Origin of the sequence: Pseudomonas savastanoi, from assembly GCF_020917325.1 — a bacterium.
GTDB classification, from domain to species: domain Bacteria; phylum Pseudomonadota; class Gammaproteobacteria; order Pseudomonadales; family Pseudomonadaceae; genus Aquipseudomonas; species Aquipseudomonas amygdali.
In genome coordinates, this window is sequence record NZ_CP076652.1 from 3303829 (window position 1) to 3321564 (window position 17736).

At 55.2% G+C, this 17736-nt stretch carries 7 protein-coding genes and 1 pseudogene; 4 read left to right on the top strand and 4 right to left on the bottom strand.

What is annotated here, in order from left to right:
• Positions 1-89: 89 nt before the first annotated feature.
• The 3 genes from KP808_RS13805 to KP808_RS13815 form a co-directional block, all read right to left on the bottom strand.
• Positions 90-2417, bottom strand: a complete 2328-nt coding sequence (locus tag KP808_RS13805; RefSeq protein WP_230016305.1) for an ATP-dependent DNA helicase — start codon at positions 2415-2417, stop codon at positions 90-92.
• Between the two features lie 105 nt (positions 2418-2522).
• Positions 2523-3929: an aminotransferase-like domain-containing protein gene (locus tag KP808_RS13810; RefSeq protein ID WP_230016306.1), complete on the bottom strand. Its 1407-nt coding sequence runs from the start codon at positions 3927-3929 to the stop codon at positions 2523-2525.
• Between the two features lie 91 nt (positions 3930-4020).
• Complete coding sequence (locus KP808_RS13815; protein ID WP_230016307.1) at positions 4021-5523, bottom strand: hypothetical protein; 1503 nt, start codon at positions 5521-5523, stop codon at positions 4021-4023.
• 659 nt (positions 5524-6182) lie between these two features.
• Here KP808_RS13815 and KP808_RS13820 point away from each other — a divergent pair.
• On the top strand, positions 6183-14003 hold the full coding sequence (locus KP808_RS13820) for a Tc toxin subunit A-related protein (RefSeq protein ID WP_230016308.1): 7821 nt from the start codon (positions 6183-6185) through the stop codon (positions 14001-14003).
• A gap of 52 nt (positions 14004-14055) precedes the next feature.
• On the opposite strand, the gene KP808_RS13825 is transcribed toward KP808_RS13820, so the two are convergent.
• The gene (locus KP808_RS13825) at positions 14056-15078 is read right to left on the bottom strand and encodes a zinc-dependent alcohol dehydrogenase family protein (RefSeq protein ID WP_058408124.1); all 1023 of its coding nucleotides are present in this window, start codon (positions 15076-15078) and stop codon (positions 14056-14058) included.
• 309 nt (positions 15079-15387) lie between these two features.
• Here KP808_RS13825 and KP808_RS13830 point away from each other — a divergent pair, with 309 nt between their 5' ends.
• From KP808_RS13830 to KP808_RS13840, 3 genes and pseudogenes are all read left to right on the top strand, one after another.
• On the top strand, positions 15388-16302 hold the full coding sequence (locus tag KP808_RS13830; protein WP_002553328.1) for a LysR family transcriptional regulator: 915 nt from the start codon (positions 15388-15390) through the stop codon (positions 16300-16302).
• 288 nt (positions 16303-16590) lie between these two features.
• Positions 16591-17382 (top strand): hypothetical protein, encoded by a 792-nt coding sequence (locus tag KP808_RS13835; RefSeq protein ID WP_058408125.1) that lies wholly within the window; start codon positions 16591-16593, stop codon positions 17380-17382.
• A 60-nt stretch (positions 17383-17442) separates the two neighbouring features.
• A pseudogene (locus KP808_RS13840) lies at positions 17443-17568 on the top strand (IS5/IS1182 family transposase); the annotation flags it as partial.
• Positions 17569-17736: the final 168 nt, after the last annotated feature.

The following is a 17736-nucleotide window of genomic DNA, read 5'->3' on the forward strand; positions in this document are numbered from 1 at the left end:
GGAGAAAAAATAAAGACTTGCTGCAGCTAAAAACATAATCGATGCGGCAGTTTACTGGCAGTTCGACAGCGCTGCTTGAGTATCGATCCCTAGGCCGTTGACGTTTCAGGCCGCCACCACGCCGGAAACAGCTGCTTGACCTTGTGCTCGGCAAAACGATCGTCGATCAGCATCACCACGCCACGATCACTCTGGCTGCGGATCACCCGCCCCGCTGCCTGCACCACCTTCTGCACGCCGGGGTAAAGATAGGTGTAGTCGTAGCCAGCACCGAACAATGCGGCCATGCGCAGCTTGAACTGTTCGTTGACCGGGTTGAGCTGCGGCAGCCCCAGCGTGGCGATGAATGCGCCGATCAAACGCGCGCCCGGCAAGTCGATGCCCTCACCAAAGGCACCACCCAGTACGGCAAAACCGATGCCCTGACTGCTCAGGGTAAAGCGGTCGAGAAAAGCATGGCGCTCACTCTCGCCCATGCCCCGCGCCTGCTGCCAGAGGGTGATGTGCGGATGAGTCTGCGCCATCAGTTCAGCCACTTGTTGCAGGTACTCAAAACTGCTGAAAAACGCCAGATAGTTACCCGGCCGCGCTTCGAACTGCTCGGCCATCAGCTCGACAATGGGTGCCAGCGAAGCCTGACGATGAGTGAAACGCGTGGAAATACGGCTGACAATCCGCACGTCGAGTTGGTCGTGATTAAACGGTGATTCCACATCGATCCACGCGGTGTTGACCGGCAGCCCGAGCAGGTCCGCATAGTAATGCCGCGGGTTGAGCGTTGCGGAAAACAGCACGGTGCTGCGCGCAGCGGTCAGGCGCGGACGGATGAAGCGTGCTGGAACCACGTTACGCAGGCTGAGGCGCGACAGAATGCGCTTGCCGCCCGCCTCGCGCCGGGTGATGTCGAATATAAAATGCTCGTCGAACAGCTCGGCGATGCGCGCAAAGCCGATGGCTTCCAGATAGAAACCCTGCAACGTGCCATCCACTGTCTGCGGGTGCTCGTTGAAATGATCACCAATGGTCGAGATGCACTGGTTCAGGCTGCCGATGAGTTTTTCCGGTGCCGCCGAGTACGCCTGATAGGCAGCGGGCTGCACTTTGTGCAGCGCATTCCATTGCCGGTCGAGACGCTGCAAGGCTTTTTTAACGGGTTCGGGCGACGTCTGGATCAGGGCTTTCAACTGGCTCTGATCAAGACTGGCGCTGTACATCTGCCGGGCCCGCTCTACCATGTTGTGCGCTTCGTCGACCAGCACCGCCACGCGCCACTGATTGAGCTGGCCGAGGCCGAACAGCAGCGCACTGAGGTCGAAGTAATAATTGTAGTCAGCGATTACCACATCGGCCCAGCGTGCCAGTTCCTGACTTAGGTAATACGGACAGACCTGATGCCGCAGTGCGGCCTCGCGCACGCTGGCCTGATTCAGCCAGGGCGACTCAAGTGCAGCGGCGCGCGCCTCTGGCAGACGATCGTAAAAGCCATTGGCCAGTGGACAGGAATCTCCGTTACAAGCCTTGTCCAGATGCTCGCAGGCCTTGTCCCGCGCCACCAGTTCCAGCACCCGCAGCTTTAGCTCCGGCGCACCATGATTGATGACCTCAAGCGCATCCAGCGCCAACCGACGCCCGGGAGTCTTGGCGGTGAGAAAGAAAATCTTGTCGAGCTGCTGACCGGGCGCCGCCTTGAGCAATGGAAACAGCGTGCCCACCGTCTTGCCGATGCCCGTGGGTGCCTGAGCCATCAGACAACAGCCGGTGCTCACCGCCTTGTACACCGACTCGGCCAGCACCCGTTGCCCGGTACGAAAGGACGCATGAGGGAACTTCAGGCTGCCCAGCATCTTGTGCAGCGCCTGCGTATGCGCCATTTGCTGCTGCGCCCAGCCGAGGAATATCGTGCACTGTTGCTCGAAGAACTGTTGCAGCGTCGTTGCACTGAATGACTCGCGAATCAGGGTTTCCTGCTCGCTGACAATGTTGAAATACACCAGTGCCAGCGTCACTTGCTCCAGTTGCAGACGCTGGCAAAGCAGCCAGCCGTAGACCTTCACCTGTGCCCAGTGCAATTGACGGTGGTTGGCAGGCATCGCATCCAGCTCGCCGCGATAGGTCTTCACTTCTTCCAATTGATTGCGACCGGCGTCGTACCCGTCCGCCCTGCCCCTTACCGTCAGCTCGCGATAGTCACCACTCAATGAGAGCTCGGCCTGGTAGTCAGCACCACGACGCGACGCGACCGTACGGTGTCCGGCAATCCCTTCCTGAGCCGTTGGCGAGGGTGTGAAGCGCAGGTCAAGATCGCCGACCTTGGCGGTGAACTCGCACAGTGCGCGCACGGCCACGACATAACGTGCAGGCGAGTCACTGATGAGGGCTGGCTCGGAGTCGGGTTTTACAGGGGCGGTCGGGGTCACTGCGCTGGGAAGCCGTAGGTTGTGAATACTGGACAGGCGTCCAGTTAACAGCCTTGAATCACGTCTGGCAAACATAAATGGATCGACGGCCTGAGATGTAAGTGTCTAGGGCAGACGCGCCTGTGCTAACGCTTCTCCCAACGCGCCCAGGCGCGCGGCCGGATCCTGGCTCCAGTCGATGGCGTAGCTGATCCACAAATGCTGCCCATAGCGGTTTTGCAGGCTGAACAGTTCGCCGGGAGTAATGACGATGCGCTGGGCCAGTAGCCTGTCGAAGACCTGGCGCATGTCCACGGGGTGTACGCTCTCGGCCCAGACGCCACAGCCGCCCTCGGGTACCTGATAACGCAACGTTCCACCCGTCTGTTCATCCAGTTGTTGTGTCATCGACTGCATGCGTCTGACCAGCGTTTCTCGCAACGCCACCAGTTGCCTGTCCAGACGCCCACTGCTGCACAATCTGGCAATGGCTCGCTGACGAATCGGCGGCAGTTCGAATGCTCGCAGCCAGAAATACTGCTGCCAGCGCACCTCAAGGGTTTTGCACAGCAGGTAGCCGTAAGGAGCTTCAGGCCCAAGGCTCTTGTCAAATGCGCCGATAATCACCAGCCGTTGTGGGTCAACCCAGTGGCGCAAAGGGACCTGCTCGTGAGCAAATTGCACACCCGCATGGCTGTCATTTTCCAGCACCCAGACCTGGTGGCGGTTTAACGCTTGCGCAACGGCCTCGCTGTTACCCGGCGGGCGCATGCTGCCTCGCACCGGGTTCAGTAAAGAAGGCAACACGGCAAGCCCGATATCATTGTCGCGCAACAGGCTATCGAGTCGAGCAGGATCAAGGCTGCCGGTCTCGTCCAGTGGCAGCTCGATAACGCGGATGTCGACCGATTGCAGCAAGCGCAGCAACGCCCAGGCGCAAGGCGACTCCACCAGTACCACAGCGCCGCGCAACCCCAACGTTTCGATAACGGCCTTGAACGCCCCATGCAGGTCCGGGGCGACATAGACATTGTCAGCGTGCCAGCAGTGTTCCGCGTCGCGGGTATAGCGGGCTGCCAGCGCGGTGCGCAGCTCTGGCTCGCCGAACGGCTGAAAACCTGGCTCCCGCAGGCGCGGGTAACGGCGAACCAGTTCTTGCTCCATTGCCGGCAGCGGACTTTCCTGTGCATGCAGAAGGGTCGGTTCATCGCACCCCAGCAGCGACATGCCCGGGCGACGGGCGTTATCGCACAGTACGTGCAACAGATCGCCATCGCTGTCAGGGCATGCTCGCCCTTCCCTGTTCCCGCTGCACGGTGCCGAGTAATAGCCGGACTTGGGAAGCGAATAGACGCGCCCTTCCTTCTCCAGCAGCGAATAGGCGCTTTGTACCGTGGATATCGATACGTTCAGTCGCTGCGCCAGCTGTCGCAGTGACGGCATCTTCAGCGCCAGCTCGCCTTGCTGCTGGTCGACCAGCCGCACAAGGTAGCGGTAAACCGCCTGATAGGCGAAATCCGTGTTGTTTTTCATCCAGGTATCCGCCGCTCAGCCAGACCAGGCTTTAGAAAGTCGCGACATGACTGGTGCCGGTTGCCGACAGCAGCCATGATCCGAAACCGGTTCAGCGCCCGGAAAGCATCTCGACCACTGCCTGACCGGTCGCCGGGTCAACGGTCATGATTCGGCGTTTGTCAGGATCGGCAGCGCGAATTCTGGCGATGATCGAATGCGGGTCATCGAAGTTCACCCGTTGTTTGCCGTAGAGGTTTTGCAGCGATTTGAGGTTCAGTCCGCTGATATCCACCAACCACTGCATCACTTGATCCGGGGCCGTCGAGCCTGACAGCGCCTTGTGCAGATCCGGCAGTGCCACCAGCATGCCGGGATGGCAACGGCGCAGAAATGATTCCAGGCCATCGCCCTGATTGACGAATGGCGAGAACAGCATGCAGACCAGTTGAGTCTCGTTCAGACCAAACCCCTCCTGAGCGAAGCCTGAAGCCAGCTCTCGACGCGTTTCGATTTGCGCCCGCCCGGCATAAGCGCTGAGCGCCTGATCGATCAATCGCGGCGGCATCTGCTTTCTGCGCATCAGCGATGTTGCCAATTCAAGGTATTCGGCTATCCCGTCGGCATAATTGCGCTCTTGCAGGTACTGCGCAGTCAGGCCCCGCATATGAGCCATCAGCAAAGGATTGGCGCAATCGGACTCACTGAAGCCGAACGACAGATCATCGAAGCGGAAATCAAGAAATTCGGTCAGCAGGTTCCAGTGCTCATCCGCCTTGCAGCTGACCAGATCGGCGATGGTGATAAAGGCTGGCGCGTTGGCTTTTTCAGGGACCGATATGGATCGGTTTGTCCGCGGGCTGTCTTCGCCGTCCCCGTACAGTTCGTGGTAATACGCCTGGCCGATCGTGTCGATGACCTTGAGTACGCCGGTCAGCGTCTGGCTGCCCCAACTACCCGTGTACTGCCCGGTACGCTGGGCCAGGCGCATGATCCACGTCGCATACTGCCGCTGCTCTCTGCGTGAATCGCCGCTGACCACAGCATCGACACCGTTACCCCAGCTCAACGCACGCCCCAGAAATTCTGCCAGCCCCAGGTAGCAGGTATTACAAAACGTGGTGCGGGCGTCACCTGCGGACAGGTGTCCACCCAGCAGCATGTCCAGGCGATTCTGCTCGCGCCCTGCGCTGGAGAAAGGCAGATCCGGCTCGAAGGCCTGGGTGTACTGGTTGTCGATCACCAGCGTTTCGACGCGCGGGTCGTCATACAGAAACAATGCTGAATAGGTGCGGTTGATGTTATCCATCACTGCGGGTGTCATGCCCGCGTGACGTCGGTTGGCAACCCGCAAATTGAACGTACCGGGCGATCGACAGGCAATGCTCAACTGGGCGGCGCGCAAAAAGGCCAGCGTGTAGGCACTGTCCTTGCCTCCGCCGAACGCCACCAGCACCTTGAAACCGGAAATTCGCTCGATCCCGCCAGCCGCGACAATCAATCGCTGAATCAACAACTGCAACGCAGTGCGTTCCGCACGGGTGAAATACCCCAGCAAACGTTGCAGAACTTGCTGATAGACGTAATTCATTGCCTGTTCGTGGATAGAACTCATTGTGTGTCACCTGCCTGTCGCTCAAGACGCGACACGGTGCAGGCAGAACATTGAACATCAAGCTGACAACCAAGTTTATAGTCGAGCATGACTCATTCCCTGAGTGGTAATTACCGACGCATTATCAATATCTTCAAAACAATTACAATAGACAGTTTTCTTTTGAAAACAACGCAGAATGTTTACATAAGGCGGCCGTATTAGACAACGCGTTTAAACGCCTCACTCATTCAGCAGCCAAGGACTTATTATTTTGCCAATTATACTCCACGCCAGATCCCTCTATAGGAAGCTCCCGGCGAGCAAGAGCGTATCGACATGCAATGATGCTTTTACCCTGCCCTGTAGGAAACACCAGTGGCATTGTGCGCATTCTGACAGATTGATTAAACTTTAATACTCATGTCGCCCACAGCTCCATATTTACCTTCGTTCAGCGAAACTGAACCGGTACTTTCAATGAAGCCATAAAGAGCATCGTGCCCGACGCGGCATTGTCGAGGTGAAATATCACACAGCCGGCATTCAATTGTCTCGATCATCGCCAAAGGTTCTAAGCGGCACTCACCGACATCGACCCACTCTGTCCTAAGCTTGATCAATGCGCTCTGCATTAAAGACGCACAAGGAGTTTTCAAACCCAACAAGGACGTACAACCATGGCCATGCCATTCGCCTTATTCGACAACAGCTCATCCCCTACCTACGCCAGTCTGTTTCCGGAAAACCTAGCGCACACCACCTCCGCGGGCGCACTGGATTCCAGCGACGGGCCTCTCGCCTACCTGAGCGATCTGTATCAACGAGCCATCAAGCTGGAAATAATGGCCGACAACAAGGCCATCAAACTCGGTGTCCGACGCCCTGCGCTGGGCGATCTGCTGCTTGACGAAACCAGCGCCCACCAGACCGTATCCGCGCTAAAACTGGTGATCGATATACTCGCTCATCCCGCGCAGATGCTGGCCGGCATTACACCATTGCCGAATGCCATCGCCGCATCGGGCAGTCATGCAACGCTGCCATTCCATCTGGCTTTCCAGCAAATGCGGGCGGTGCTTGAGCAGAAGGGCATCACGCTGTTCGATGTGCACAAGCTTGCGTCTTATGATTATCCCAACTTCTGCTACCAGAATTTCCGCCAGAAAGACCTGCGCGCGGCCATACTCTCGGGCAGCGGCCTTGACCCGTCCCTGCACACACTGCTGCTGGACAATGAGACTGCGGCAAAAGCCGATTTTTTCAAAACTGCCTACGGCGTAGCCGGTAGCGCAACCGAGGCTCTGCTGGCGATCAGCGATGTAGCCCTGTTTCGCCACCAGACCGGACTGAGCGAACAGGACCTTTACGACCTGCTTGCCCTCAAAAGTACGGACGATGGAAAGCAGACCGGCTTCAGCACCACGGTAAAACGTTCCGAACACCTCCCTGTCGCATCGCAAACAGAGGTTGCAGCCAGTCAGGTTTACGGTGCCTCGTTTATCAACAATGCCAGCAGCCCGGCAATCGCCATTACAGTGCCCGCTGACAGCTCGTCAGGCCAGCAACTGACCAACGTCAGCGCCAGCCATTTCGCCCGCCTGCACAAGCTCATTCACTTGCAGCACTTCCTCGGCATGCCGTTCGCTGACGTCGATACGCTGGTAATGTCCGCCTTGCGTGCAGAAGGTCAAACCAAAGATTTCCACTTTACCGCCAACACGTTGCGAGCAATCAGCGTGTTCCGTTACCTGCATCGTGATTTCAAGGTCAGCGCATGGCAGTTTGCGACCATGCTTGGCGCGTTGCCGGTATATTCGGTGGGTCAGGCATTGCCCGCTCTGGATACCGTATTGGGTGCGCAGGCCGCCAACGGTAACGACAGCAATCAGACCCGAGTGATATTCGATGACGCTGAGTTCGATCTGGATACCGACGCGGGCCAGGCTACGCTGGCGCAGATGTGCTACGCATTGAAGATCGACGAACAGACCGCCAGAGATTTCGTTGCAACTACACAGCGATTCCAGCAACCCGCCGCAAAAGGCGCCCCGGCAAAACTGCCCAAACGATCACTGACCTTGTTTTCTGCATTATATCGTCAGGTTTACCTGCCGCGCCTGTTGAGGCTATCGCCGCAGGCCGGGGCCGGTCTGATGTCGCTGCTGTTCATCGGCAACGACGACCTGCTCAAGCAACTGGCTGGCGCACCGACGCTTCTTGATAAAGACGATCAGCCGGACATCCTCGACGTGATAATGGCTGCGGTGAACCTCACTCAGTGGGCGAGGCTGCAAAACATCGGTCTGGATCTACTGGCGTTGCTGCTGACGCCCACGCCGGATATCGAGGCGAAAACGCTCCCCGCTCCGGCCGACTGGCTGGAATTGATCACGGAATCTGCAGATCGGCTGGGCAAATCATCGCTGACAGAAGCCAGACTTGCATCATTGGCCGCTGTGCAGCAGGTTGCACTCAAGGACGACAAGAATACCTGGCTGCAGCTTTTCAACCCTCTGATTGACACAGATGGCTGGGTCAAGGCAATTCCCGTATTCCAGGGCCAGGACCGCTTGGCGGCGATCAATGCTCAGATTTCAATCTGTCTGGCGGGCGCGTTAGCACAGAGTGATGCACTGGATGTAGATGCCTACCTCAAAACCGGTGAGGCCTTCGCCGCGCAGATCAATGGGGCGCTGATCGCTCAGGAAGATGTTATCAAGTCGTTGGGGGCGGCGCTGTCAGGCAATAGCAATCAGCCTGGTCGATCGATATTGAGTGAACAGCACGTATTGCTCCTGTTGCGCTGGCTCGACATCAGTACCGCCACCTTGCTCAATGAAATAAAAAACAACGCAATTCAGGCGGGCAGCCAGAACACGTTCAGCAAAAGCGCATTCGTCATGTGGTCAGAGCTAAAACGCCATGCCGAACTGATCATGCGCTTCAACCTCAGCCCCGCCGGGCTTGAGTTGCTACTGGAATACCCTGAGCAAATGGCCTTGGACGAGTCGGGATCAAGCCTTGACCTGTGCTACCAGCTTTCATGCCTTGGCAATTGGGTCAAACGCGCTCAGGAGACTGGCTATCAGGAGTCCGATGTTCTGGATTATCTGCAGGCCATCAACAGCGATGGGGACGAGTCAACAGGACTTGAAGCGGCAGAGCGACTGGCGAAGTTGATTGGCTGGAACGCTGAAGAAACGCTATGTGCCGTGGGGACTACGTATCTGCCGGAGCCAAAGCCTGCGCCAGAGGCCACCAAAGTTATCGTCAAACCAGATCGTAAGACATTTGCCGATTACCTCGCCAGCCTGGACAAGAGCTCCAGAGACACCGTCAACGGGAATGGAGGAGTCTCATATATTGCACAAAACTATTATTGGACCCTGGACATCAACAATGTGTATTCAGGGATAAAGCCGATATTCATGTCGTTTCAAAAATTTTTAAGCGATAACCCTGGACCGCTGATCGTTAGTCCGGATGAGTTCACTGAAGTCTATTCGCAAAATAAGGAAAGAGCTGAGTACCTGAAGAAAAGTGGCAAACTCTTAAAATTTAAAGGTCAGATTCTCGGCTTTACTGACCGCACGCGAACCGGGGACCCTTTAAATGGGCTGCTGAACACGGCACCCAAAGAAGTAGCTGAAGCCAAACCGATTCAGAAGAGAGCTTTCAATGTCGCCGATGTCGATCAGGTCCTGCGCTTACAGTTGCTTTGCCAGAAGACAGGGCTGTCATGCCAGTCGCTTATCGCATTGACTGCACTGGATGCAAAATCATCCTATGGACAGGTTCAGTCACTTGCCACGCTGTTGTTCGCAAGTTGTGATGAGGCCGAGCAGCACGCTATCAATATTCCGCTCAACGAAGCGTGGCGAGATGCACTGGTTGGCTACCTGCTGATCAACTTGCCCAACACGCCTGACTACAGGTTTTCCACTGCTGCCGACGCCGACGATCTGTCCAACCTGCTGCTGACTGACGTACAGGTTTCCGACGAGGTCATGACCAGCCGGGTGGCGCATGCAACGGCCAGTGTGCAGCATTACCTGAGCCGGTTTTTTTCGCATCTGGAACCGGGCTATGAAGCCGCCGCGAGGAACATCATCGCCGAAGCGGACGACGAATGGCGTCGATACTGCAATCAATACGCGCGCTGGCGGAGCTGGCATCAGCAGCTCAACCATCCGGAAAACCTTATTCAACCAAGCCTGCGGCCCGGTAAAAGCCAGCCATTTGTTGAGCTGGAAAACGAACTGAATCAGGGCAAACTGACCAGTGATATGGTTCAACTGGCGGTGGCCAACTATATCGGCAAGTTCGAGCAGGTCAGCAACCTGCAAGTGGTCAGTGGCTATATGGATGGCTTTGACCCGGTACGTGACACCTACCATTTCATCGGCAAAACCAACGTTGAGCCGACTGAATACTATTGGCGCTCGCTGGATATCAGCCAGCGTGATGACAAAGGTCAACTCAGCCCCCTCGCCTGGAGCGAATGGGAAAAAATCGGCTTGCCCATCAGTGGGCAGATAGTTCAGACATCAACCGAAGATGGGCAAACACTGGACGTAATTCGTCCGATTATCATAGCCGGACGCCCCTATGTGATCTGGGTCGAACGCTCGACCTCTCCGATCCCCAGCGCAGACGAAACGAAGCAGACACCTACAAAGTTCAGAAAGATTACCGTGTACTACTGCTACAAGCAGATAGACGGGTTATGGAGCCCGGCGAATGAGTTGTTGGCTCTCGACGGGACAAAGGATGGCATGCGACTACCGGATGAAAACAACAATTACCTCAAGGACGACACTTACAAGCCTGGGCTGATTACCGTTGTAGATAAACATGGTAAGCGAGAGAACGACCCTTGGTTGATCGCGCTGCTTTATGATGCAACGACAGAAGACAAGCCTGAAAGAGAGAACCCTGTAAAAGGTCAGCCAAAATTACCAGGCAAAAAGAAGGATGCGCTAGGAACAAAAGATTATGATTTTTTTGTTCAGGTGCGTGATTTGTTGTTGATTGATGAAAAAGTGATAGGCGAAGAGCACGTAAACGAAGACGGCAACGAAAGCAAACTTTTTCCTGCATTTTATGCTGAGTACAAAGACGCTCGAAGGATTCAGCACGTGTACGCAGGTGACGTCTTATCCAGCCAATCCTCCAAGCTTGAGTTTCAACTTCCTGAAAGCGGTTTCCCTGTGAAACCTACAACAAACCTGAATAACACTGAAGACCCTATCTCAGTGTTTCTTATGAAAAACACGTCACAGGTAAACTCTATTGAAGCACTCGCCATGCAAGACTTTCAGCATGATACCGGACTTGAACTCTACCTTACCAAAATACTCAACATCATGGGCATATCATCACCCACTACAAAACAAATCAAGGCCGTCTTAAAAACAATGCTCGACTCACTAAATGGCCGTACAGGCAACGCAGCAGGCAATTTAATCACAAAAATTTTCTCTGGTTTTTTCAGAAAAAACAACACAATAAAAACACCCGAATATTTGATTGAACACATAAAAACCTTGGATCTCAAAACCACATCAACAAACGGAAATCTAACTGCCACATTAATTTTCACGTCTGAAGTGGGAACCCCAGGAGCATTCGGATACGCCACCCGCAACCATCCTGTCACCTTCGTTCCAGTCAAGGCGTCGCCAAGCACGCTATCGACTTATGTAAAAAGACCACTGAACAAAACCTTACGTATTTCATTCAACTTTTTGCAGCAAATACCGCTGCCCAACGGCGCATCGTCTGCCCTTCAGGGTGATGCCGCCTTTGCCTCCATACAGCTGAAAATCCTTACCAAAACTGCCGCTGACGAAACGTTCGTAGAGCGTGCCAGAAAAGAGGTAGTCGCCAATGGGGATGCGTTTATCGAAGCAGATCTTGATGAGATCTCACCTGGTACTTATCAAGTGGGGTTGGTGGGGGTGAACCACTGGGCGGTCAATCAACTCCACGAAGTCACAATAGTCTCGTCTCGAACGTCCACTCAATGGGACTGCAAAATCACCCGCACCCCGGAACAGGCCCTTTACCTGCAACTCACTGGTATGCAAGACCTCCCTTTCAGCACCATCCGGCTTAACACTCTGTTCGGCAAGCAACTGGTCAGCCGGGCCACGCAGTCGGTCGATCGCGTGCTGGCATGGGATACCCAGATGCTTTTGGAGCCTGCCATCAAAACAGAAAATACGGTACCGGTGGATTTTCATGGCGCTAACGGGCGCTACTTCCGCGAATTGTTCATGCATCTGCCGTTTCTGGTTGCCTCGCGCCTCAGCGAGGAAAAACAGTTTCAGGAGGCGTTGAGCTGGTGTACTGAGCACCTCTTTGACCCGTACCGTATCGGACAGGGCGAACAAGGCCAACCAGCACTATGGAGCACTCGTCCGCTTGCCGACATCAGCACAGGCACGTCGCAACTTGACGACTCTGTTGACCCGGCGACACGGGCCTTCACCTCGTCCCGTCATTATCGGCAGGCCGTGTTCCTTTTTTTGGTAGAGCATTGGCAGCGCGAGGGCGATCACTATTATCGACAACTGACGCGAGACAGCCTCACCCAGGCCTGGCTCAGCTATCAACAAGCACTCAAATTGATCGGACCGATTACCCAAACGTCGGGAGTGGACAACTGGACGGCACAGCCACTCAAAGACGTAACCGAAGGTGCGTTCCGTAAACCGCTCAACGCTCACCTAACCGATCTGCGCAAGACGGTCGATCAGCGCCTGTTCAACCTCCGACACGGCTTGACACTTGACGGCAAAATCATTCCCACCCTGCCTCTCTATGCAACTGAGGATTCATTCGCACAGACGTCAGGCAAAAGCAGCGGGTTGCGCACCACCTTTAACAGCGACACCGCCCTGATACCGCCTTATCGCTTTCGTGCACAGCTGTTTCAAGTACAGCAGGCTATCAACAGGCTGATTGAAATGGGTCGTCACGCCATACTGCTTATGGAAAGACAAGGAAACCTGACGCTGGCGGTACAATTGCAAGAGCAACAGATCAAGCTCGCCGATTTCACTGTCACGCTCCAGACCGAAGCACTGAACGCTGCACTGGCAGCCAGGCAGACACTGATCACCAGTACCCAATCGGCACAACGAAGACATTCCTTTTATTTGAGTCAGTTCAACGAAGAGCGGACCCCACTTGAATCTGCTGCCATGACGTACAAGACCCTCTCGTCAGCTATGCAATCCGCTGTCTCAGTACCCGAAGTCGTCGCAGGAACACTTGGCGCGTTGCCTACCATCTTCGGTCTTGCAAGTGGTGGGCACTCTTACTCTGCCCCAGTACGTGCCGGTATTGCTATCGCTCATATCACGGGCCAGTCACTTGCCGATCTATCAGCCAGGTTGAGCACAGAAGCCGAATACGAGCGCAGATCGCGGGAATGGAACCTTGAAATCGATCTGGCTCAATATGAACAAGAGACTATTGAGCATCAGATTGTCGAGCAGGACATCCTTATCAAGGCAGCAAAAATCAGCGTTGAAGAAGCCAAGGCTCAGCGTGTCGCATTGCAGGAGGCCTATGTTTCCATGACTAACGGTTTTACCATCCTTCCTACCTACAACTGGCTGGTCGCACGGATGGCTGCCATCTACGCTCCGGCCTACGATGCGGTACTTTCAATGTGCCTTGCCCTCGAGGGTGCCTGGCGCTACGAAATGGGTGACTACGAACGTCCGCAGTTCATTCGTACCAGCGGCTGGAATGACAACTTCCGTGGCATGCTGGCCGGAGAGTCGTTGCAACTGGATGTGCTGGAAATGGAGGCTGCCTACCTGCAGGGTTCCGAACGGCGGATGAACATTCGCAAAACCATTTCGCTCAAATCCCAAATGGAGATCATTGAAGACAGCAAGTGGCTTAAAGCTTTGCAGGAACTGAGCATCAAGCCGCTCATGTTCTCCTTGAAAGCAGCTGACTTTGATCGTAATTACCCCGGGCACTATCTGCGCCAACTCAAGCATGTGTCGGTGTCCTTCAAGTTGCAATCCAGTGATCCGGACGGCTTGCAGAACCTCTGCGCTGTGCTTAACCAGACCGGCAGCACCACGCTGGTCAGACCGGATATCGAAGCCGCCAGGCTTTTGTACGGAACACGCAAGTCCAACCCGTACCTCAAGACCAATCTGCGCGCGCAACAGCAAATCGCGCTGTCTTCCAGCCTGTCGGACGACGGCCGGGGCATAGGCAGCGAAGCTTGGCTGTGCGAGCTGATGTTCGACGATGGGCGCTATTTGCCTTTTGAAGGGACAGGCGCGATATCGAACTGGACGCTGGAATTTCCAGATGCAGAAGTTGTGAAGCAATTCATAGGAAAAGACAACAAAGCTGCAGTTACCGACATTCAACTGCACATCGTCTACACCGCCGCAGAGGGTGGCAGTCAGTTCGCGTCATCCATCAAGCAATTATTGAAGGAGCAGGAAACGCCAAACTCCTGAATGCAAAAGCCCTCCAGAACGGAGGGCTTTTTTATTACAGGGCAAAAAAATATTAGACCGACTCGACTTCCAGCACCGCACGCCCACCAATCGGGCAGACGTCCATGTAACGGTGCGCCTGCACCACCTGCTCGAACGGGAAGCTGCGTGTCTGCAACGGCGCAAGTACCTTGTCGGCGGTCATTTGATTGATCTGCTGCAAGGCGCGTTGCAGTGCAGCCTCATCCTGAGTAATACCCAGTTCAGGCTTGCCGGTGAAATTGCCCAGGCAGTGCACGTAGAACTGAATGTTTTTCTGGAACGCAGCGCAGGCCGGGAACGGCGTCTGATTACCGCCTTGCAGGCCATACAACACAAGGCTGCCGCGTGGCGCGAGCACATCACCCATGATCGACATCTGCGGGCCACCGAGGCCATCGAAAACAGCATCGACACCACGGTTTTCGGTGTACTTGCTGATCGCCATCAGCAAGTCCTGCTCTTCGGTGACCACCACCTTGTCGGCACCCAGAGACTGTAAATACTCACGGGCATCTTCGGTCTTGGTCGCGGCGATCACCCGAACGCCCAGCGCCTTGCCCAACTGCACGAAAGCAGGACCGGAACAGTGGCTGGCGTCGGTGACCAGCACGGTTTGCCCGGACTTGATACGCGCCAGGTCAACATAGGCAAAGTACGCCACCAGATACGGTGTGTAATGCACGCTGGCCTCGACCGGCGAAAGCACATCCGGGTAGCGAGTCAATGCCCGACGCGGCAATACGATGGTTTCGCCATAGACCGGGTGCTGGTTGGCATCGGCTGCCGGAAAGCTGGCGACCTTGTCGCCAACTTGCAAATCGTCGACCCCATCGCCCAGCGCAGTCACCACGCCAGCCATCTCATAACCCAGGCCAGCAGGCAGCCGGGCCTGGGTAGACGCGAGATTTTGTCGCCAGAGAACGTCGTACCAGCTGACACCGATGGCCTGGACGCGCACCTGCACCTCGCCGGTAACAGGCGACGCGACAGGATGCTCTTCGAGCTTGAGCACCTCGGCCGGGCCAAACTGGTGAAAACGGATCGTGCGGGACATTTAGAACCTCGCCTGGTAAACCTTGATGCCACAAACTTTATCCGGGCATTGCCGGGAACACTATCGGTGGCTATTGATAGTCGACATGCCTGTCATCGATTGTGTCCTGTGAGCTGCATGTCGCAGCCAGAAAGCGTCTGGAAGCCACGATGCGTAATGGCCGCCATTGTTCGCATGTCGACGAGACATTGCAAGCCATGTGGACATTCCGTGGCCTTGCCATTAATTTTCCCTGCGCCAGACCCGCATTTGCTCGTACTATCGCACCCTGCTCACGTCCCAACCGACAAATGGCCCGAGATATTCCGCATGAATCGTAACGACCTGCGTCGCGTCGACCTCAATCTGCTCATCGTTTTCGAAACCCTGATGCATGAGCGCAGCGTTACGCGTGCGGCGGAAAAGCTGTTTCTGGGCCAGCCAGCCATCAGCGCAGCACTTTCTCGTCTGCGTGGCCTGTTCGACGACCCACTGTTCGTGCGTACCGGACGGAGCATGGAGCCCACCGCCCGCGCCACAGAAATATTCGGCCTGCTTTCCCCGGCACTCGACTCCATCTCGACAGCGGTCAGCCGTGCTTCAGAGTTCGACCCGGCCACCAGCACTTCGGTGTTCCGTATCGGTTTGTCGGACGACGTCGAGTTTGCCTTGCTGCCCACCCTGCTCAAACGCCTGCGCTCTGAAGCTCCGGGGATTGTGCTGGTGGTCAGACGCGTCAATTACATCCTCATGCCGCCATTGCTGGCCTCGGGTGAAATCTCGGTCGGCGTCAGCTACACCCAGGACCTGCCTGCAAACGCCAAGCGCAAGGTTCTGCGCAGGAGCAAGCCGCAATTGTTGCGCGCCGACTCGATACCCGGCCCCTTGAGCCTCGACGACTTCTGCGCCCGCCCCCACGCACTGGTCTCCTTCGCCGGCGACCTGAGCGGGTTCATTGACGAGCACCTGGAAAAAATCGACCGCAAACGCCACGTCGTCCTCGCCGTACCACAGTTCAATGGCCTGGCGACACTGCTGACCGGCACCGACATCATCGCCACCGTGCCTGACTATGCCGCGCAGGTACTAACAGCCGCTGGGGGCGTTCGGTCTGAAGACCTGCCGATTGAAACCCGCACGTTCGAACTGCACATGGCCTGGAGGGGCGCGCAGGATAATGACCCGGGAGAGCGTTGGTTGAGGTCGCGGATTCAGATGTTTTTTGGGGATCCGGATAGTCTGTAGGGGTCGGCAGGCAGGCCGTTCAGCTGATCATTTCTACCTTTTCATAGACCATGGAGATCCATTCAATTCCAGTGGATTGCTACATTCGGGGGCATATTTGAGGGCATGCTTTGGATGGTTTCAAAAGGATGCCCCCAGCCTAAGGCCGAGCAGACTATTGATGAGGATAGCTCCGACCGGACTCTCTGTGAGTCGATAGACTGGCCTGAGGCTTTCAGCTGAACGTTGAACATGCAGCCGATTGACTCTCCGACATCACCACCATACGAGCATGATTGAGGATTCAAGATGGCTGAAAACGAGAAATTATGTGCGCTTTGCAACGATGAGCATGATTTACAAGACAGCCATCTCTTGCCAAAGCACTTTTATAAATACATAGATCGAATGAAGAAAAAGGGGACAAAAACTCAGTTCAAGACGGACGACAATCGCCTTAACAATCTCGGACGTCAGGTGACGCAGTATCTGCTTGGTAAAAACTGCGAACGCCGTTTCTCCACATACGGAGAGGACTACTGCGCAAAGCTGATCGCGCCCAGACCAAATGAAATGCCCATCATATATGATCATCTCAAGGGACTTAAAGACTCAAGCCTCTATGCTAAAGATGTTCCAGGCCTAGAATCGAAGAAAATATACTACCTTGCGCTCAGCATCATCTGGAGAGCATCGCAAGAGGGCTGGCCAAACTACAATTCTATATCCTTGCCAGAAGAAGACTCTCTTGCCATCAAGGACTATTTACTGTCGGACGGCGCACCTAACTTCCCAGCAGGCTACTATTTGGAGGTTAGTGTTTCACCACCGACTGATATTTGGACAACAACTTTCCCCACGCGCCTGAAAGACGGCACAATTTTCTTCAACTATAACCATCTCGAATTTCATATCAAAAAAGATCAGTTCTTGTTCGACCTGTATTCGCATCCCAACCAAGGTGCCGTACCAATAATTTATAAGCTGAACAGCAAGCGATCCAAAAATTTGATGACAGGTCAGATGAGGGCGTATAAAAACGCCACAGCATCCAAAAAGGTAGTCAGACTGGGTCAAAATTCGGGGAATACCGAAGCTTAAGAATCCCAAAGCAGTGAGCTAGCACGTTGTGCTCACTCAATCAACTGTTGAGCCCATACTGTCAAGGTGAGATTTCGCGGGCTGGCCAAGAACCATGCACATAGAACCACTTTGTTTGCCTTGTCGAACCTATGGATGTCGCGGCGACGTTTATTGGACATGGCAGGACAGGTGCGTCCGCCATGAGACAAATGGGCCCGATGGCCCTTCTGCAAGGCAAAAAACGGGTTTGAAAAGCGTTTTTTCGGGCCGTTTTTGATTTGCTGTCCCCACTCAAGTAAATTTCACCTTGACTTGGGTATTCACGCCTGAATAGTCGCGTGCTTCAGACCATCCCTAGAAAACGCAATATTC